The 19,211-nt window shown below is 54.6% G+C and carries 15 protein-coding genes and 1 tRNA gene; 8 read left to right on the top strand and 8 right to left on the bottom strand.

What is annotated here, in order from left to right:
• Positions 1-48 precede the first annotated feature (48 nt).
• A complete protein-coding gene (gene miaE, locus GY169_RS20885; RefSeq protein WP_163445789.1) occupies positions 49-807 on the top strand; it encodes a tRNA isopentenyl-2-thiomethyl-A-37 hydroxylase MiaE in 759 nt (252 codons plus the stop codon).
• Between the two features lie 145 nt (positions 808-952).
• Positions 953-1,783 (top strand): topoisomerase II, encoded by an 831-nt coding sequence (locus GY169_RS20880; protein ID WP_163445788.1) that lies wholly within the window; start codon positions 953-955, stop codon positions 1,781-1,783.
• A gap of 25 nt (positions 1,784-1,808) precedes the next feature.
• Here the strand turns inward: GY169_RS20880 and GY169_RS20875 are convergent, their stop codons facing one another.
• From GY169_RS20875 to pepA, 4 genes are all read right to left on the bottom strand, one after another.
• A complete protein-coding gene (locus GY169_RS20875) occupies positions 1,809-2,312 on the bottom strand; it encodes a GNAT family N-acetyltransferase (RefSeq protein ID WP_163445787.1) in 504 nt (167 codons plus the stop codon).
• A 219-nt stretch (positions 2,313-2,531) separates the two neighbouring features.
• The gene (locus GY169_RS20870; RefSeq protein WP_167577014.1) at positions 2,532-5,387 is read right to left on the bottom strand and encodes a valine--tRNA ligase; all 2,856 of its coding nucleotides are present in this window, start codon (positions 5,385-5,387) and stop codon (positions 2,532-2,534) included.
• Positions 5,387-5,830: a DNA polymerase III subunit chi gene (holC, locus tag GY169_RS20865; RefSeq protein WP_163445785.1), complete on the bottom strand. Its 444-nt coding sequence runs from the start codon at positions 5,828-5,830 to the stop codon at positions 5,387-5,389. Before holC ends, GY169_RS20870 begins: the two co-directional genes overlap by 1 nt.
• 111 nt (positions 5,831-5,941) lie before the next feature.
• A complete protein-coding gene (pepA, locus tag GY169_RS20860) occupies positions 5,942-7,453 on the bottom strand; it encodes a leucyl aminopeptidase (RefSeq protein ID WP_064546996.1) in 1,512 nt (503 codons plus the stop codon).
• 267 nt (positions 7,454-7,720) lie between these two features.
• On the opposite strand from pepA, the gene lptF reads away from it, so the two are divergent.
• A complete protein-coding gene (lptF, locus tag GY169_RS20855; RefSeq protein WP_167577013.1) occupies positions 7,721-8,821 on the top strand; it encodes an LPS export ABC transporter permease LptF in 1,101 nt (366 codons plus the stop codon).
• Positions 8,821-9,903 carry an LPS export ABC transporter permease LptG gene (gene lptG / locus GY169_RS20850; protein WP_163445783.1) on the top strand — a complete coding sequence of 361 codons (1,083 nt, stop codon included), beginning with the start codon at positions 8,821-8,823 and terminating at the stop codon, positions 9,901-9,903. Before lptF ends, lptG begins: the two co-directional genes overlap by 1 nt.
• 163 nt (positions 9,904-10,066) lie before the next feature.
• On the opposite strand, the gene GY169_RS20845 is transcribed toward lptG, so the two are convergent.
• The gene (locus tag GY169_RS20845) at positions 10,067-11,566 is read right to left on the bottom strand and encodes a helicase HerA-like C-terminal domain-containing protein (RefSeq protein ID WP_167577012.1); all 1,500 of its coding nucleotides are present in this window, start codon (positions 11,564-11,566) and stop codon (positions 10,067-10,069) included.
• A gap of 134 nt (positions 11,567-11,700) precedes the next feature.
• Here GY169_RS20845 and GY169_RS20840 point away from each other — a divergent pair, with 134 nt between their 5' ends.
• Positions 11,701-13,338 (top strand): dihydroxyacetone kinase subunit DhaK, encoded by a 1,638-nt coding sequence (locus tag GY169_RS20840; protein WP_167577011.1) that lies wholly within the window; start codon positions 11,701-11,703, stop codon positions 13,336-13,338.
• A gap of 45 nt (positions 13,339-13,383) precedes the next feature.
• Here the strand turns inward: GY169_RS20840 and ahr are convergent, their stop codons facing one another.
• The 3 genes from ahr to GY169_RS20825 all read right to left on the bottom strand — a co-directional run bounded on the left by ahr (position 13,384) and on the right by GY169_RS20825 (position 16,072).
• On the bottom strand, positions 13,384-14,403 hold the full coding sequence (gene ahr, locus GY169_RS20835; RefSeq protein ID WP_167577010.1) for an NADPH-dependent aldehyde reductase Ahr: 1,020 nt from the start codon (positions 14,401-14,403) through the stop codon (positions 13,384-13,386).
• Between the two features lie 74 nt (positions 14,404-14,477).
• Positions 14,478-15,059: a class I SAM-dependent methyltransferase gene (locus GY169_RS20830; protein ID WP_167577009.1), complete on the bottom strand. Its 582-nt coding sequence runs from the start codon at positions 15,057-15,059 to the stop codon at positions 14,478-14,480.
• Positions 15,059-16,072, bottom strand: coding sequence for an HNH endonuclease (locus GY169_RS20825; RefSeq protein ID WP_163445778.1), 1,014 nt, complete (start codon positions 16,070-16,072; stop codon positions 15,059-15,061). The genes GY169_RS20830 and GY169_RS20825 overlap by 1 nt, the downstream gene beginning before the upstream one ends.
• 275 nt (positions 16,073-16,347) lie before the next feature.
• Between GY169_RS20825 and GY169_RS20820 the strand changes: the two genes are divergently transcribed.
• The 3 genes from GY169_RS20820 to GY169_RS20810 all read left to right on the top strand — a co-directional run bounded on the left by GY169_RS20820 (position 16,348) and on the right by GY169_RS20810 (position 19,210).
• Positions 16,348-16,432 (top strand) — tRNA-Leu (locus tag GY169_RS20820).
• A gap of 199 nt (positions 16,433-16,631) precedes the next feature.
• A complete protein-coding gene (locus GY169_RS20815) occupies positions 16,632-17,888 on the top strand; it encodes a tyrosine-type recombinase/integrase (protein ID WP_167577008.1) in 1,257 nt (418 codons plus the stop codon).
• 167 nt (positions 17,889-18,055) lie between these two features.
• Positions 18,056-19,210 (top strand): DNA methyltransferase, encoded by a 1,155-nt coding sequence (locus tag GY169_RS20810; RefSeq protein WP_223882130.1) that lies wholly within the window; start codon positions 18,056-18,058, stop codon positions 19,208-19,210.
• Position 19,211 lies beyond the last annotated feature (1 nt).

Genomic DNA, 19,211 nt, shown 5'->3' with positions numbered 1-19,211 from the left:
ATCTTATCACCTACGGCAGCGCCCGCTGCCGTAGGCAAGGATTTCGGTATGGATTACCCGCAAATACTCTCCCCGGTTCTCAACTTTCTGCACTGTAAAACGCCTCAGGCATGGCTCGATAAAGCCCGCGATCCGGAAAATCTACCTCTGTTGCTGACTGACCATTTAGTTTGCGAGCTGAAAGCGGCGCAAACGGCAATGCTGCTGGTGCGTAAATATGTCGCCGACAAAGCGGGGTCGCAGGCGCTGCTCGACTGGCTTAAGCCGTATGAAGCCTTTGCCTTTCGTGAGGGAGAAGAGCCGGATTTCGCCGCGCTGAATAAGCAGATAAACAAAAGCGCGATGCCGCAGACCGACGACCCGTGGGGACGTCAGTTGATAGACAGCATGGTGCTGCTGATTAAAGAGGAGCTGCACCACTTCTGGCAGGTGCGTGAGGCGATGCAGCGTCGCAATATTCCCTATGTCAAAATCACCGCCAGCCGCTATGCCAAAGGCATGCTCAAAGAGGTACGAACCCACGAGCCGCTGACGCTGATTGATAAGCTGATTTGCGGAGCGTATATCGAAGCCCGCTCCTGCGAGCGCTTTGCCGCGTTAGCGCCTTATCTGGAGGCGGATTTGCAGGCCTTTTATCTGTCGCTGCTGCGATCCGAGGCGCGGCACTATCAGGATTATCTGGCGCTGGCACAGCAGATTTCGGCGAACGACATTGGCGATCGGGTGCGTTTTTTTGGGGAAGTGGAGGCTGGGCTTATTACTTCTCCCGATAATGAGTTCCGCTTTCATAGCGGCGTGCCGGTATAAGTTATCCGCCTGCGCCTTACACCTTTCTAGCCTGCAGCAGAAAAATTTGGTGGCTGGAAATCGTTCATCTTTACCGCAATAATCGAAACTCATCACGGGGAAGCATAATCCCCGGAATAACGATTGATTTGGGTAAGGAAATTCAATGAACTGGGCACACGTATTACTGGCAGGGTATATCGGCGCGGTTATCGCCATCATCGTGGGGGTATTTCGCAAAAAAGGCTGGATTGGCAAGATCGCGGGCGGGGTGATTTTCGTGGTTGCGATCGTCGGCTGGAATCTGTTTGACGTGCATTACCTGATTCCGCGCGAAAGCCCGGACTATGGGAAAACGGAAGCGCAGAAATTCGAAGATGCGATGCTGACCATGCCTGTTTATCAGGTCATTAAAGAGCAGGAACCTGCTCTGTGGGAGCATATTCGCAACCAGTCGGCACAGATGAAAGAGGCCGGAAAAAGCGAGCAGCAGATTATTGACGCCATTCAGCCGCAGATCCTGCAGATGCAGATGGCGCGTTTGCAGCAGGCACCTGATGCCGAGGTGATTGGCTATATGAAGATTAATCTCGAGCAGATTGCCGCGGTGCAGAAAGTGGGGGACGACGAATGCTTCCGTTTTCTGTTCCCGGCGGTAAAAGGTGGGATTAATCCGGTGCGCATTATTCCTCGCGAGATCATGGATCGTCGTATGGCGAGCGACATGGGCATGCTGTATGCCTCTCATGGCCCGAAAAAACATACCGTGACGGCAGAAGAAAAACAGCTGGCGCTTCAGGACCTGCAAACCCTCAGCCCGACGCTGGTGCAGCGTTATGGTCAGGATATTCAAATCATGGCTGACCCAAATAAAGGCGTGGGAAAAGAGAAGCTGACCTGTGACATGGTGCAGGATTTATGGGCTCAGGTACTTAAACTGCCGACCGCGCGTGCGGCCGGCGTGATACGCCTGATGTTGTCTGCCGAGATGCAATAACGTTGTAGTTCCCCTCAGGATAACCTCAGAGGGGTTTTAACATCCGGACTTCACAGTCGACGTGACCGGTGCAACCGAGGGGTTCCGCAATATGCGCGAACCCCAAACGCTCGTAAAGACGAATGGCTTCCGTCAGAAACGCGGTCGTTTCCAGATAGCACTGTTTAAACCCCTGCTCACGGGCGTGATCCAGCGCCATCAGCGCCAGCCGCTTCGCCAGCCCCTGACCGCGCACGCTCGGCAGGAAATACATTTTTTGCAGTTCGCAGATATCCGGTTCGCTACAACCTAACGGCGCAACACCGCCGCCGCCCACCACCTGACCATTCTGCTCTACCACCCAATACGCCGCGCCAGGCTGGCTGTAGACCTGAAACAACTCGTCGAGATTTGGGTCGGCCACGGTGTAGCCTTTATCAGCAGTCAGGCCATATTCGGCGGAGACCTGGCGAATCACATGGGCGATAGCCGCGTTGTCGTCGGCGGTGATGCGGCGTAGCGTCGCCGAGACAGGTGTAATGACACTCATAGCGAACTCATGACAGAAATGTGGAACATATGCAGTTAATACCACTGCGGTGAGGGGGAGCGCAAGCGAGGATAATTCAATAAAAAGCCTCTGAGCGAGGACGCCAGAGGCTTTTTAATCGTCAGTAGTGTCGGATGCGCTACGCTTTTCCGACCTACGTTGACGGTGCTGTAGGCCGGATAAGCGCAGCGCTATCCGGCAAACGTACAGGCACGATGATTACAGCGCGGCGATGACCGCCTGCTGCTCAATCAGCTTCGCTTTCGCTTCTGCATAACCGTCCAGCTTCTCACGCTCTTTGGCAATGACCGCTTCCGGCGCGCGGGCGACGAAACCTTCGTTGGAGAGTTTGCCTTCGATACGGGCAATCTCACCTTCGATTTTCGCCACTTCTTTCGCCAGACGCGCCAGCTCATCTTCTTTGTTGATGAGGCCCGCCATCGGGATCAGCAGTTCGGCGCCGTCGATGATTTTGGTCACGGAAACCGGACCTTTATCATCGGCAGGCAGTACGGTGATGCTTTCCAGACGCGCCAGGTTCAGCAGGAAGCTACGGTTGTCGTTCACGCGACGCATCGCGTCAGCGCTGCAACCACGCAGCAGCAGCTCCAGCGGTTTGCCCGGGGCGATGTTCATTTCCGCACGAATGTTACGTACGGCAACGATCGCTTGCTTCAGCCATTCGGTATCGGCCAGCGCGGCTTCATCAACCTGCGCGGCGTTATATTCCGGGAACGGCTGCAGCATGATGGTGTCGGCGGTAATGCCGCAAATGACCTTCACGCGCTGCCAGATGGTTTCGGTGATGAACGGGATGATCGGGTGCGCCAGGCGCAGCAGACCTTCCAGCACGGTAACCAGCGTATTGCGGGTACCGCGCAGTTCAGACTCGGAACCGCCGGTCATTACCGGCTTGGTCAGCTCCAGATACCAGTCGCAGAACTGGTTCCAGGTGAATTCATACAGAATGCCCGCGGCGATGTCGAAGCGGAAGTTATCCAGCGCTTCGCGGTACGCTTTCACGGTCTGGTTGAATTCAGCGAGGATCCAGCGGTCCGCCAGCGACAGGGTCATTTCGCCGCCGTTGAAGCCGCAATCCTGATCTTCGGTGTTCATCAGCACGAAGCGGCTGGCGTTCCACAGCTTGTTACAGAAGTTACGGTAACCTTCCAGACGCTTCATATCCCAGTTGATATCGCGACCGGTCGAAGCCAGCGCCGCCAGGGTAAAGCGCAGGGCGTCGGTGCCGTGCGGCTCGATACCGTTCGGGAACTGCTTCTCGGTACGCTTGGCAATCTTCTCAGCCAGCTGCGGCTGCATCATATTGCCGGTACGTTTTTCCAGCAGCTCCGGCAGGGAGATGCCGTCGACCATGTCCAGCGGGTCAATAACGTTACCCTTGGACTTGGACATCTTCTGGCCTTCGTCGTCGCGAATCAGACCGGTCATGTAGACGGTATGGAACGGCACCTGCGGCTTGCCGTTTTCATCTTTGATGAAGTGCATGGTCATCATGATCATGCGGGCAATCCAGAAGAAGATGATGTCGAAGCCGGAAACCATCACGCTGGTTGGGTGGAACTGACGCAGCGCGTCGGTGTTTTCCGGCCAGCCGAGGGTGGAGAAGGTCCACAGCGCGGAGGAGAACCAGGTATCCAGAACGTCTTCGTCCTGACGAAGCTGAACGTCGGCGCCGAGGTTATTTTCCTGACGCACTTCGTCTTCAGTACGGCCAACGTAGACGTTGCCGTCGTTGTCGTACCATGCCGGGATACGGTGACCCCACCACAGCTGACGGGAGATACACCAGTCCTGAATATCGCGCATCCAGGAGAAGTACATGTTTTCGTACTGCTTCGGCACGAACTGAATGCTACCGTTTTCAACGGCTTCAACCGCTGGTTTCGCCAGCACGTCGGCACGCACATACCACTGGTCGGTCAGCATCGGTTCGATAACCACGCCGCCACGGTCGCCGTAAGGGACGGTCAGGTCGTGCGGTTTAATTTCTTCCAGCAGGCCCAGTGCGTCAACGGCAGCGACGATTGCTTTACGGGCAGCAAAACGTTCCAGCTTCTGGAACTCTGCCGGGATCGCGTTGGAGTAAACGTCAGACTCTTCGCCTTTGGTGTCGTACACTTCCGCAGTTTCGCGGATGTCGCCGTCAAAGGTCAGAATGTTGATCATCGGCAGCGCGTGACGACGGCCAACTTCGTAGTCGTTAAAGTCGTGCGCCGGGGTGATCTTCACGCAGCCGGTGCCTTTTTCCATATCGGCGTGTTCGTCGCCTACGATTGGAATACGGCGGTCGACCAGCGGCAGAATAACGAATTTGCCGATCAGATCTTTATAACGCGGATCTTCCGGGTTCACGGCCACGCCAGTATCGCCGAGAATGGTTTCCGGACGGGTAGTGGCGACGACCAGATAATCTTTACCATCTGCGGTTTTCGCGCCGTCGGCCAGCGGATAGCGGATGTGCCACATCGAGCCTTTGGACTCGCGGTTTTCCACTTCCAGGTCAGAGATGGCGGTGCGCAGTTTCGGGTCCCAGTTCACCAGGCGCTTGCCACGGTAAATCAGGTCTTCTTTGTACAGGCGAACGAAGACTTCTTTCACGGCATTGGAAAGACCTTCGTCCATGGTGAAGCGCTCGCGCTCCCAGTCAACCGAGTTGCCGAGACGGCGCATCTGACGGGTAATGGTGCCGCCGGATTCCGCTTTCCACTGCCAGATTTTGTCGATGAACGCATCGCGACCGTAGTCGTGACGAGTTTTCCCTTCTTCAGCGGCAATCTTACGCTCAACCACCATCTGGGTAGCGATACCCGCGTGGTCGGTACCGGCCTGCCACAGGGTGTTTTTGCCCTGCATGCGCTGGTAGCGAATCATGGTGTCCATGATGGTTTGCTGGAAAGCATGACCCATATGCAAACTGCCGGTGACGTTCGGCGGCGGGATCATGATGCAGAAGGACTCTTTGCTTTCGTCGCCGTTAGGCTTGAAATAGCCCTGCTGTTCCCAGTGCTCGTAAAGCGGCTGTTCGATATCTTGCGGGTTATATGTCTTTTCCATTATTTCCAGGTTGCCGTATTCAGGTTAAAACCAGCCACGCGGTAGGCTTTGTAGCGATCGCGTGCGAGTTGTTTCAGAGTTTCTTCGTAAGGGACGAAGTCTACCACTTCTGTGAAAGCGGTGGCAAAATCTGCAAAGTTTACCCGCAGACTTATCAGTATATCCCGTGGGCTGCTGTTGCGCCTGGCAGGCCAGGCGATCTCCACTGGCGCACCGCCTCTTGGGCCTTCGCCCGCCAGGTTATGCGGCACAAAACTTTCCGGAGGGCGGCTCCACAGGGCTTCATCCAGGCGAATGGCCTGCTGCTCGTCTTCGCAGGCGATCAGCACGCGCTTGCCCGCGCGCCAACGTTCTGCGGCAATTTCACACACCAGTTGTTCGACGGCGCTAAGCTCGTCGACGGTGGTGTCATTGTCCAGAAGATAGAACGTCGCATTCTTCATATATGGGGCTTCTTGTGGTGGATTTAAATCGCCCCCTGACTCCCTTCCCGAACGCGGGGAAGATTGGTTCCCTCTCCCCAGTGGGGAGAGGGTTAGGGTGAGGGGGGGGCCTTACTCTTCGCCGTTAAACCCGGCGCGGTTCAGCAGGAACTGCGACAGCAGCGCCACCGGACGACCGGTTGCGCCTTTGGCCTTACCGGAGCGCCATGCGGTACCCGCGATGTCCAGGTGCGCCCAGTTGTACTTACGGGTAAAGCGCGCCAGGAAGCAGCCTGCGGTGATCGCACCGCCAGGACGGCCGCCGATATTGGCCATATCCGCGAAGTTAGACTCCAGCTGTTCCTGATACTCATCACCCAGCGGCAGACGCCACGCGCGGTCACCCGACTGCTCGGACGCGCCAATCAGTTCGTGCGCCAGCGGGTTGTGGTTCGACATCAGACCGGTGATGTGATGACCCAGGGCAATCACGCAGGCGCCGGTCAGCGTCGCCACGTCGATAACCGCTTCCGGCTCGAAGCGCTCAACGTAGGTCAGCACGTCGCACAGCACCAGACGGCCTTCGGCGTCGGTGTTCAGGACTTCAACGGTTTGGCCAGACATGGTGGTTAGCACGTCGCCCGGGCGATACGCGCGGCCACCCGGCATGTTTTCACAGCCCGCCAGCACGCCGATAACGTTAATCGGCAGCTGAAGCTCGGCAACCATACGCATCACACCGTATACCGCCGCCGCGCCACACATGTCGTACTTCATCTCGTCCATGCCTTCGGACGGCTTGATGGAGATGCCGCCTGAGTCGAAGGTCAAACCTTTACCGACCAGCACAATCGGACGAACGTCTTCAGATTCAACGCCTTTATACTCGATGACCGACATCAGTGATTCGTTCTGCGAACCGTTGCCGACCGCGAGGTAGGAGTGCATTCCCAGCTCTTTCATCTGCTGTTCGCCGATGACGCGGGTGATGACATTTTTGCTGTAGCTGTCTGCCAGCTGACGCGCCTGTGAGGCCAGATAGGCGGCGTTACAGATGTTTGGCGGCATGTTGCCGAGGTCTTTCGCCGCTTTGATACCGGCGGCAATGGCCAGACCGTGCTGAATCGCACGTTCGCCGCTGGTCAGTTCACGGCGGGTTGGCACGTTGAAGACCATTTTACGCAGCGGACGACGCGGCTCGCTTTTGTTGGTTTTGAGCTGGTCGAAGCTGTACAGCGTCTCTTTCGCGGTTTCAACCGCCTGGCGCACTTTCCAGTAGTTATTGCGCCCTTTAACGTGCAGTTCGGTCAGGAAGCAGACGGCTTCCATTGAACCGGTGTCATTCAGGGTGTTGATGGTTTTCTGAATGACCTGCTTGTACTGGCGTTCGTCGAGCTCGCGCTCTTTCCCGCAGCCAATCAGCAGAATGCGTTCTGACAGCACGTTCGGTACGTGGTGCAGCAATAAGGTCTGCCCCGGTTTGCCTTCCAGTTCGCCGCGACGCAGCAGCGCGCTGATATAACCGTCGCTGATTTTATCGAGCTGTTCGGCGATGGGAGAGAGCCGACGTGGTTCGAATACGCCTACGACGATACAGGCACTCCGCTGTTTCTCCGGGCTACCACTTTTTACACTGAACTCCATGCACTACGCTCCTGAATCTTAAAGACAACGGCGGTGGCTACGGATAGAATTGCAAGCTTACGTAACTCATTTCCGCTGTTGCGGTGACTTCGTGTTAATCTTAACGTTATTACGGTCCTGGCACGTCAGAACAGGTCATGAAACGTGAAACCGCTGAGTCATTTAATCTTAGCGATGATTTCGACGACTCAAGAGAATAAATGACGTTTAAGCCATGAAACAAGCTATTTTCCTGCAATAAGACGGGTTTTTACGGGCGTATTTATAGTGATAATCATACGATATCTGGTGCGGGAGACGCTAAAAAGCCAGCTTGCCATCCTCTTCATCCTGCTTTTGATCTTCTTTTGTCAGAAACTGGTGAGGATCCTCGGCGCGGCGGTTGATGGTGATATCCCGACAAACCTGGTTCTCTCTTTGCTGGGGCTCGGCGTGCCTGAAATGGCGCAGCTTATCCTGCCGCTGAGCCTGTTCCTGGGTCTTCTGATGACGCTGGGGAAATTGTATACCGAAAGTGAAATTACGGTGATGCACGCCTGCGGCCTGAGTAAAGCCGTCCTGATTAAAGCGGCGATGGTACTGGCGCTGTTTACCGGCATCGTCGCGGCTGTCAACGTGATGTGGGCTGGGCCATGGTCTTCTCGCCATCAGGATGAAGTGCTCGCCGAAGCGAAAGCTAACCCCGGTATGGCGGCGCTGGCGCAGGGCCAGTTCCAGCAGTCAACCGATGGTAACGCGGTGTTATTCATCGAAGGTGTGAATGGCTCAAGCTTCCATGACGTCTTCCTGGCGCAGCTGCGGCCAAAAGGCAGCGCGCGTCCTTCGGTGGTTGTCGCCGATTCCGGTCAGCTTTCGCAGCGTAAAGACGGCTCTCAGGTGGTGACCTTAAACCAGGGGACCCGCTTTGAAGGTACCGCTATGCTGCGCGACTTTCGCATTACCGATTTTAAAAACTATCAGGCGATTATTGGCCATCAAGCGGTAGCCGCCGACCCGACCGATACCGAGCAGATGAGTATGAGCACGCTGTGGAATACGGACAATAACCGTGCCCGCGCCGAGCTGCACTGGCGCCTGACGCTCGTGCTGACGGTGTTCATTATGGCGCTGATGGTGGTTCCGCTCAGTGTAGTCAACCCGCGTCAGGGGCGTGTGCTTTCGATGCTGCCAGCGATGTTGCTCTATCTGGTGTTCTTCCTGCTGCAAACCTCGCTGAAATCGAATGCCGGCAAAGGCAAGCTCGACCCGGCGGTATGGATGTGGGCGGTTAACCTGCTGTATATCGCGCTGGCCGTGGCGCTGAACCTGTGGGACACCGTCCCAATGCGTCGTCTTCGCGCCCGCTTGACCAATAAAGGAGCGGTATAATGCAGCCATTTGGTGTACTAGACCGCTATATCGGTAAAACCATTTTCACCACCATCATGATGACGTTGTTCATGCTGGTGTCGCTGTCCGGCATCATCAAGTTTGTCGACCAGTTGAAAAAGGCCGGGCAGGGGAGCTATGACGCGCTGGGCGCGGGTATCTATACCCTTCTCAGCATGCCGAAAGACGTGCAGATCTTCTTCCCTATGGCGGCGCTGCTTGGCGCGCTGCTGGGGCTGGGGATGCTGGCGCAGCGCAGCGAACTGGTGGTGATGCAGGCTTCGGGTTTCACCCGTATGCAGGTGGCGCTGTCGGTGATGAAAACCGCGATTCCGCTGGTGCTGCTGACCATGGCGATGGGCGAATGGGTCGCACCGCAGGGCGAGCAGATGGCGCGTAACTACCGTGCGCAGCAGATGTATGGCGGCTCGCTGCTTTCAACCCAGCAGGGCATGTGGGCGAAAGACGGCCACAGTTTTGTGTATATCGAGCGTGTTAAGGGCAACGACGAACTGGGTGGCGTGAGCATCTACAGTTTTAACAACGAGCGTCGTCTACAGTCTGTTCGCTATGCGGCTAGCGCCAAATTTGATACTGAACAGAAGGTCTGGCGTTTATCGCAGGTGGATGAATCTAACCTCTCGGATCCGAAACAGATTACCGGTTCGCAGACGGTGAGCGGTACCTGGAAAACCACCCTCACGCCTGACAAGCTTGGCGTCGTGGCGCTGGACCCGGATGCGCTGTCCATCAGCGGGCTGCACAACTATGTGAAGTATCTGCACGCCAGCGGCCAGGACGCCGGACGTTACCAGCTGAATATGTGGAGCAAAATATTCCAGCCGCTTTCCGTAGCGGTGATGATGCTGATGGCTCTGTCGTTCATCTTCGGCCCGCTGCGTAGCGTGCCGATGGGCGTGCGCGTGGTGACAGGGATTAGCTTCGGCTTCGTGTTCTACGTGCTCGATCAGATCTTCGGCCCGCTCACGCTGGTATACGGCATTCCGCCGATTATCGGCGCGCTGTTGCCAAGCGCCAGCTTCTTCCTGATAAGCCTCTGGCTGATGATGCGAAAAGCGTAACCTCTCTTGTAGCCCGGCCAAGCGAAAGCGACGCCGGGTTTTTTATGCCTGGAATGGCTGTATTCCTTTTGTACATTGGCGCTGCCCCCGGGGCTCGGGCTACGGGATCATGTAGGCCGGATAAGGCGTTTACGCCGCCATCCGGCAAACAAACGGTACGAAACTAACGCCGCCGTCCACCCAGCAGGCTACCCAACATCCCACGCACAATCTGGTTCGTCACCTGACGCACGGCGCTTTTTGCCGCCGTCTGCACCAGACCATCGTGTTTGCCGCCGCGCGGACCGGTGGTGCCGAAGATAATATCTTTCAGCCCGCCAAGTATGCCGTCATCAACGCCCTGCTGACCTTTGGCCGGCGGAGCATCCGCCTGACCTGCACTGTTCTGCACCCCTTTTTGCAGCATCTCGAACGCCGACTCACGGTCTATCTCATCCTCATACTTGCCATACAGCGGCGAGTTATTAATAAGACCATTGCGCTCGTCGTCGGTGACTGGCCCCATGCGTGAACATGGCGCAATCACCATCGCTCGCTCAACGACAGATGGGCTGCCTTTGGTATCAAGGAACGAGATAAGCGCCTCCCCGGTCCCTAACTCCTGAATCGCCTGCTCTGTGTTAAATGCCGGATTAGCGCGCATGGTCTGCGCCGCCGTCTTCACCGCTTTCTGATCTTTCGGTGTAAAGGCGCGTAGCGCGTGCTGCACGCGGTTACCAAGCTGGCCCAGCACCGCATCGGGAATATCCGATGGGTTCTGCGAGACAAAGTAGACGCCCACGCCCTTAGAACGAATCAGGCGGATCACCTGCTCGATTTTATCCAGCAGCACCTGCGGCGCATCGCTAAACAGCAGGTGCGCTTCATCGAAGAAGAAGACCAGCTTCGGCTTCTCGAGGTCGCCGGCCTCCGGCAACTGCTCGTACAACTCGGAGAGCATCCACAGCAGGCTGGCGGCGTACAGCTTCGGCATCTGGTAGAGCTTTTCCGCGCTGAGGATATTGATGATGCCTTTGCCATTGCTGTCGGTACGCATCCAGTCTTTGATATCCAGCATTGGCTCGCCGAAGAAGTGTTCGGCACCTTGCTGCTCCAGCGTCAGTAGCCCGCGCTGAATAGCCCCTACGGAGGCGCTGCTGATATTGCCGTATTGGTTCTGGAAAGATTTCGCATTATCGCCGATGTACTGGGTTATCGCGCGCAGGTCTTTGAAGTCCAGCAGCAACAGCCCCTGATCGTCGGCAATGCGAAAGATGATGTTTAACACCCCGGACTGCACTTCGTTGAGGTTGAGCAGGCGTGCCAGCAACAGTGGGCCGAGGTCAGACACTGTTGCCCGCACCGGGTGGCCCTTCTCGCCAAAGATATCCCACACGACTACCGGATTTGCGTGCGGCTCCCAGTCGGTGACACCGATATTGTTCAGGAGCGCCATTAGCTTTTCAGAGGCCAGGCCTTCTTTTGCCACACCGGTCAGATCGCCTTTCACGTCCGCCATAAAGACCGGCACGCCAATCTCCGAGAACGACTCGGCCATTTTTTGCAGGGTGACGGTTTTCCCGGTACCGGTGGCACCGGTAATCAACCCGTGGCGGTTGGCCATATTAGGCAGCAATTCAAGCTGCTTGTCCTGGGTGCGTGCGATCAGCAAAGGTGCGCTCATGGGTAATCCTCCATTTATTCTGCGTCGAGTATAGGCAAAACAACGATAACTCGCGGCAGTAAATTGTCTGTTTTGCGGCGCGTTATCCAGTGCGGACTATGCTTTGCATACGGTTTTCTTTTTTTTGGAAGGTTATGTCCAGATTCTTCTTTAACGATCGCAAACAGCTGGTCGACGATGCGCTGGAAGGCGTAGTGTTATCTGCGCCTCACGGCAACCTGGTTCGACTGGATATCGATCCGGCTATTCGTATTGTGGCTCGCGGTGACTGGGATAAAAGCCGGGTGGCGATTATCTCCGGCGGTGGCTCCGGCCACGAACCGGCGCACGCGGGCTTTGTCGGCAGAGGCATGCTCACCGCTGCCGTATGTGGCGAACTCTTTGCTTCCCCAAGCGTGGATGCGGTACTGAACGCCATCGTCGCGGTCACGGGCGACCGAGGTTGCCTGCTGATTGTCAAAAATTACACCGGCGACCGCCTCAACTTCGGGCTTGCCGCCGAAAAGGCCAAACGCTACGGCCTGAAGGTGGAGATGGTGATTGTCGCCGACGACGTTGCGCTCCCGGATAACAAACAGCCGCGCGGTATTGCGGGCACGGCGCTGGTGCATAAAGTGGCGGGCTACGCGGCGGAGCAGGGTAAATCGCTTAGCGAAGTGCACGAGATAGCCCAGCAGGCCAGCCGGGGCGTGTTCAGCCTGGGGCTGGCGATGGAAACCTGCAATCTGCCCGGTGGAGAGACCGAAGATCGCATTAAGCCAGGACAGGTGGAGCTGGGGCTGGGCATTCACGGCGAGCCGGGTGCCTCGACGGTCAGCAGCCATAACAGTAAACAGCTGATAGGCACGCTGGTTGAGACCCTGAAAGCCTCTGCGGGAGACAACCGTGTGGCAGTGCTGATCAACAACCTGGGCGGCGTGTCGGAGCTGGAGATGGCGCTGCTCACCAAAGAGCTGGCGCATTCCGCGCTGCGCGAGCAGATAGCCTATCTGATTGGCCCGGCGACGCTGGTTAGCTCGCTGGATATGAAAGGTTTCTCGCTGTCGCTGATTGTTCTTAATCAGGTCATCGAAGAAGCGCTGCTGGCTGATGTTGAAACCTCTGGCTGGGTGAAGGCGGTGGCTTTTGCGCCGCTCAGAACCCTGACGCATGCCAAAGTGCACGACGCGTTGGAGGTTCAGCCATCGGAGAACCCACAGGTGCATGCGCTGGTGGAGCAAGCGACGCAGACGCTGCTGGGGCTCGAAGCGCGATTGAACGCGCTGGATGCTAAAGTGGGTGACGGCGATACCGGCTCGACCTTTGCGCTGGGCGCGCAGGATATCGCCACGCAGCTTGAACAGAATGCGCTGCCGTTGAACAACCCGGCGCAACTTTTGCAGCTGATTGGCGAGCGTCTGGCAACGGTGATGGGGGGCTCCAGCGGCGTGCTGATGTCGCTGTTCTTTACCGCAGCAGGGCAGGCGTTAGCACAGCGGGAGATGCTACCGGATGCGCTACTGGCAGGGTTAAAGCAGATGAAGTTCTACGGTGGTGCCGCACCCGGCGATCGTACATTAATTGATGCCTTGCAGCCGGCGTTGGAAGCGCTGCGTGACAAGGGGCTGGCAGAGGCGATTGCGGCGGCGCAGCAGGGCGCTGATAGCACGGCGACCATGCAGAAAGCGAAAGCAGGACGCGCATCTTATGTGAACAGCGACAACCTGAACGGCGTGCCGGATCCCGGAGCCGTTGCCGTAGCGGAAGTCTTCGCTGCGTTTGCTAAAGGTTAATGGCGCAGAGAGAAGATCCGGCGGCAGAACGCCGCCGGAGTGACATCAGAAATCAGCCTTCAACACCACACGGTAACGGGCTTTACCGTCACGCACGTGCTGGATGGCATCGTTGATTTTCGACATCGGGAACAGCTCAGTGATTGGCGCCACTTTGCTGCGACCGGCAAACTTCATCAGCTTGCGCAGTTCGAACGGGTTACCCGTTGCCGAACCGGAGATGCTACGGTCGCCGCCAATCAGAGTAAACGCCGGGACCGGCAGCGGCGTCAGCACCGCGCCAACGGTATGGAAGTTGCCGCCCGAGGCCAGCGCTTCGAAGTACGGCTGCCAGTTCAGATCCACGTTGACGGTGTTGATGATCAGATCAAACTGACCCGCCAGCTCTTTGAGCGCTTCCGGCGAACGGCTGTTGACCACGTGGTCCGCGCCCATCGCCCGTACTTCCTGCTCTTTCGACGGATTGGAACTGAACGCCGTCACCTCGGCACCCATCGCCCGCAACAGCTTAATGGCGATATGCCCCAGACCCCCAATCCCAATCACCCCCACGCGGCTGGTGGCGGTAACGTGATGCATCAGCAGCGGTTTAAAGACGGTAATCCCGCCGCACAGCATCGGGCCTGCGGTTTCGATATCAATGTTATCCGGCAGCGGAATAACCCATTGCCAGTCGGCGCGCAGCTTATCGGCAAAGCCACCGTGATTGAGGATGGTCGGCACCGATCCTTCGGTACAGTTAATTTGGTTGCCATCGATACAGGCATCGCAGTGGCCGCAGCTTCGCGCCGTCCAGCCAATACCCACGCGCTGACCAATTTTCAGCCCTTTATTCTGTGCCGCGCTGCCCAGCGCCACCACGTGACCAATCACCTCGTGGCCTGCAACCAGCGGATATTGAGAGAACCCCCATTCGTTGTCGATCATCGACAGGTCCGAGTGGCAGATCCCGCAGTAATCCACCTTCACTTCAACGTCTTCCGGCAACAGCTCCCCGGCATCGTATTCCCAGACTTCCAGTTCTGCCCCGGCATTTTTCGCGGCGTAGCTTTTTATGATGGACATCGTGTATCTCTCAGTGTGGTGTTGAACTGAGAGTGTAGAGCATGTGGGGGCAGGGCGCTTGGCGGAAGGGGGGATTAAGCACGCTTCTGTAACAGTGCGTTTAACCACATCTCGCTGCGGCCGGGCCGCTTGTCTTCCGTTATCCAGTGACCGACAAGCGTGATGCCCGCAAACCCTGCCAGCAGAGCATTCAACCCTTGTTCATTGAGATCGGTAAAGCGGCGGCCATCTTTGATTCGTTCGCCGTCGCCATATTTAAAGGAGACGTACCAGATACCGCCGGGCTTAAGTGCCTGCGCCAGTTTTGCCATGGCATCCGGGAGTTCGGTGGCGCTGACGTGCAGCAGCGAGGCACAGCACCAGATGCCGTCGTAACGATTAACGGTATTGACGTCGCTAAAGGTCATTTGCTTAACCGGCAGACCGGTATGCTGACTGGCAAGCTTTGCCATTTCCGCTGTTGCGTCGAAAGCCTCAACCTGATAGCCCTGCTGTAAAAATGCTTTGCTATCGCGCCCCGAACCGCATCCGGCATCCAGAATCCAGCCGCCTTGCGGAATATGCTCCAGAAAAGGCGTATGGAGCGAGCTCATATCGACGTTAACCGTCGAGCTAAAAAAATCGTCGGCGTGGTACTGATAGTATTCAAGCGTCATCAGAAAGTATCCGTTCCCTGCGCGGCAGGTTCCCATTGGTGGAAAAGAACTTGTAGCGCATCGTTCCAACTGGTAGCGAGGAATTTTTCGCGCTGCGCCGTCGCCGTTCCGGTTTGCCTGATCAATGTTTCGCGTAGCGGCAGGTGGCTATTGATAAAGTATTCGTTTCTATCGTGCAAGCGCTGGAGCAGCTTGCGGGACGGCAGGCGAGCGAACTTGCCTTTCTCGCCCCGGTTGCACTCCTTACATGCCAGCACCAGATTCCAGACGCCATTCACGTTACGCACCTGCTCACGCGCCTTCCACGGGATAAAGTGGTCAACGTCAGCAAACTGTTCATCGTCCGGCTTCAGGCTGATCGGCGCATAACAGTAGAAGCAGCGCCCCTTCTGGTAGCCGTTGAGGCTATCACGACAGCTCGAGATGGCCACGCGGCGATCGCTACTGCGGCTAAACAGTATCTGATCGTTATCGTCGTACTCCACGTTGATAAGTTGGCTGGCGATATTCATCGCCCACGCCTGCTCGACCAGGCTCCAGCGCGCGTTGGTTTCAAAGCTGAGGTTTTGATACTGCAGGCGCTCACCCAGACGATAAAAATTCTCCGTCAGTCGGATGCCCTTATGGGTCTTGCGCTCATCAATAAAAAAACGTTTCTCAATCTCGCCCTGATTCACGTTGTGGAAAGCATCAATCACATTGTTGAACCCCTGACGCACCGTAATGGCGGTTAACGCATCGCGGGTGATCTCCCCCGCATTGAACTGGGAACAGGCGGTAATAAACTGGCTGCTGCGTGAGGTTATCTGCTTCGGTGCATGTTGCAGATGGCGACAGAGATGTTCGCTGAACGGCACAGCCAGATCGTCCAGTAAGATCAGATCTCTACCTTTAGGTTTGAGATCGTACAGCGCATGCGCCAGCGCGAACTTATAGGACGCGACGTTTTTGCCAAAAAGAATAATCCCGCGCCAGTAGTTTTCGAGCGTCGGTTCAACCTGATAGAAGCGCATGACGGTGTCCTGAAAGCGGTGACTGTTATTACAGGATTTAGTTACGCGATCTCATATCAAATAAAGGGAAATGTAAACCGACCTGGTCACGTTGCATTTTTTTGCGAGGCGGATTCCAGGAAAAAGCACTGGCTGGCGGCTGAGTTAGCGGTGGTTAAGGGTTTTGTAGGGGAGTCGATGTTTTTTTAGACACTTAGTGGCGGAGTGGGTGTCTGACGCTTGCATGGTGGCGCGTGACAGGTATAATCCACAACGTTTTCCGCATACCTTTCCGTGCCGGAGTGGCGAAATCGGTAGACGCAGTTGATTCAAAATCAACCGTAGCAATACGTGCCGGTTCGAGTCCGGCCTTCGGCACCATCGGAACATCAATAGACGTCAACGGACGTCTTTTTTTGTGCCTGAAATCCAGTATCCGCAAGGCTTTCCTCGCTTTTTCACTCAACCTAAGTCAATCTGAGTCAACCCACATCAAGACGCTTGTGAGTATAGAACCGAGTATATATGTTGGTTCGATAATGGTTGTATACTCACTTCGGCACATGGAAGGAGAACTTTTATGGCTCTGACAGATATCAAAGTGCGTTCTGCAAAACCACAGGAAAAGGAGTATACCCTTGTCGATGGGGATGGCATGTTTTTGCTCATTCACCCTAATGGCTCAAAATACTGGCGGTTCCGCTTTCGCTTCGGGGGCAAGCAGCACCTGATGGCATTTGGGGTTTATCCTGAAACATCACTGGCTGATGCTCGTCAAAAAAGGGAAGAGGCCAGAAAGCTTGTTGCTGCAGGTATCGATCCCCGTGAACACAAACGTGCAGTGAAAGAAGAGCAGACGAAAGAGGCTATTACCTTTGAGTCAGTTGCCAGAGAGTGGCACGCAGCAAATAAAAAATGGACAGAAGAACATAGCCGACGGGTGCTGAAGAGCCTGGAAGATAATTTGTTCCCAGCAATTGGGAAGCGGAGTATTGATAGTTTTAGTACGCGCGATCTCCTTGTCCCTATCAAAGTAGTTGAGGCTACAGGGCGTCTTGAAGTGGCTTCGCGTCTTCAGCAGCGTACCAATGCGATTATGCGTTATGCAGTGCAAAGCGGTTTGATCGATTACAATCCTGCTCAGGAGATGGCTGGGGCAGTTGCTTCAAGTAATCGTGTCCATCGACCAGCACTTGAACTGAAAAGCTTACCTGAACTACTCCAGCGAATTGATAGCTACTCCGGACGACCTTTAACCCGTCTGGCTGTTGAGCTCACGTTATTAATCTTTATTCGTTCCAGTGAGTTGCGCTTTGCCCGTTGGCCCGAGATCGATTTTGAAAGGGCAATGTGGACAATCCCAGCAGAACGAGAAGCTATAGAAGGTGTTAAGCATTCGCAACGAGGTTCTAAAATGCGAACACCTCACTTAGTACCGCTGTCTCGCCAGGCATTAGAAATTCTGAAACAGGTTCACAAGTTTAGTGGCGAGCGTGATTTTGTTTTCGTTGGCGATCATAACCCTCGTAAACCGATGAGTGAAAACACGGTGAATAAGGCGCTGCGTGTTATGGGGTATGACACTAAGGTGGAGGTTTGTGGGCATGGCTTCAGGACTATGGCATGTAGCTCGCTGATTGAGTCAGGGCTGTGGTCAAGGGATGCTGTAGAGCGGCAAATGAGCCATATGGAACGTAACTTAGTACGTGCAGCTTACATTCACAAGGCCGAGCACTTAGATGAGCGCCGATTGATGTTGCAGTGGTGGGCGGATTATTTGGATGTGAATCGGGAGAAGGGGATTAGTCCGTTTGATTTTGCTAAAGTAAAGACATAGTATTTTTATTAATTAACATATTGAAAAATAGTATGTTTATGTTATTGGTGCCATTATTCAATGGCTAACTTACACCGCACTTATTTGTGAAACGAAATTGAATGCTTCTTCATCGTCGACTAGTGTGTATCACCTACTGCTAGTAGAATATCTTGGTATGAGGTAGCATGGATAAAATTTTAAGGAAGAGCAGAGTCATGGCCCTTGCATACCGTAAAGAAAATGCGCTGAATGCTATTTGCCCATATTTTACTATGTTTCCGTTGGAATATCCTAATAAAATAATAAAGAAATACAAAAAACAACGCCCGGTGGTTTTAGATCCGTTTTGCGGGAGAGGTACAACGCTTTTTTCAGCTCGTACATTTGGAGTTTCTGCATGGGGGATTGATTCATCACCCGTTGCAGTAGCTGTTGCAAGAGCGAAACTTGCTAGTTGTGATCCCATGTCACCTATTGAGCTTGCAGAAAATATTCTTTCTAAAGTTGATCCAAATAAAATACCTAATACTCCATTTTTTAGGGTTGCATATCATTCTGATACTCTCAGAGATATTTGCGCATTAAGAGAAGGACTATCTAAATTACCATTAGATACAGACAGTTCCGTTATACTTAGAGCTGCAATATTAGGGGCATTGCATGGCCCTCTTGCAAGAAATATAGATAATATGAGTTATTTTTCAAATCAAATGCCTCGAACTTATGCTTCTAAACCAGATTATGCTGTAAGGTTTTGGAGTGAGCGAGGAATGAGTCCACCTAAAGTCGATGTTTTGCGAGTCCTTCGTCGTAAAATTGAACGTCTTGTCGGTCTTTCAAGCGGGATTCCGGACACATTTAAACAAGTGATCCAAGGAGACTCAAGGTCTGCTGATGTTTTTCAGTCTTTGAATATGCGTCCTTCACTTATAATTACCTCTCCTCCTTATTATGGTATGAAGACCTATGTACAAGATCAGTGGCTAAGGAATTGGTTTTTAGGTGGTCCTGAATCCGTAGATTACAGTTCTGGATCACAATTAGATCATTCTGGTAAGGATACATTTTCAAAATCACTTGGTGAGGTTTGGCGTAACATTGCTAAATGTGCTTCTGAAAGTAATGATCTGCATATGTATGTTAGATTTGGAATTATTCCATCTGCATCAGTGAATGCTAAAGAGATATTTAGAAATTCACTAGAAGAATCGAACATTCTATGGCGATTGATATCTGTTCGGGCTGCTGATAGTGCTGAAGCAGGTAAGCGGCAAGCCCATCAAATGAGAACAGGGTCTTCTGCCGCTATAGAATATGACTTCCATGTCGAGCGAATTTAGC

Source organism: Kluyvera genomosp. 3 (genome assembly GCF_011765685.1).
GTDB lineage: Bacteria > Pseudomonadota > Gammaproteobacteria > Enterobacterales > Enterobacteriaceae > Kluyvera > Kluyvera georgiana_A.
The sequence above is the reverse complement of the archived record's forward strand: the minus strand, read 5'-3'. Positions and strand labels throughout refer to the sequence as shown.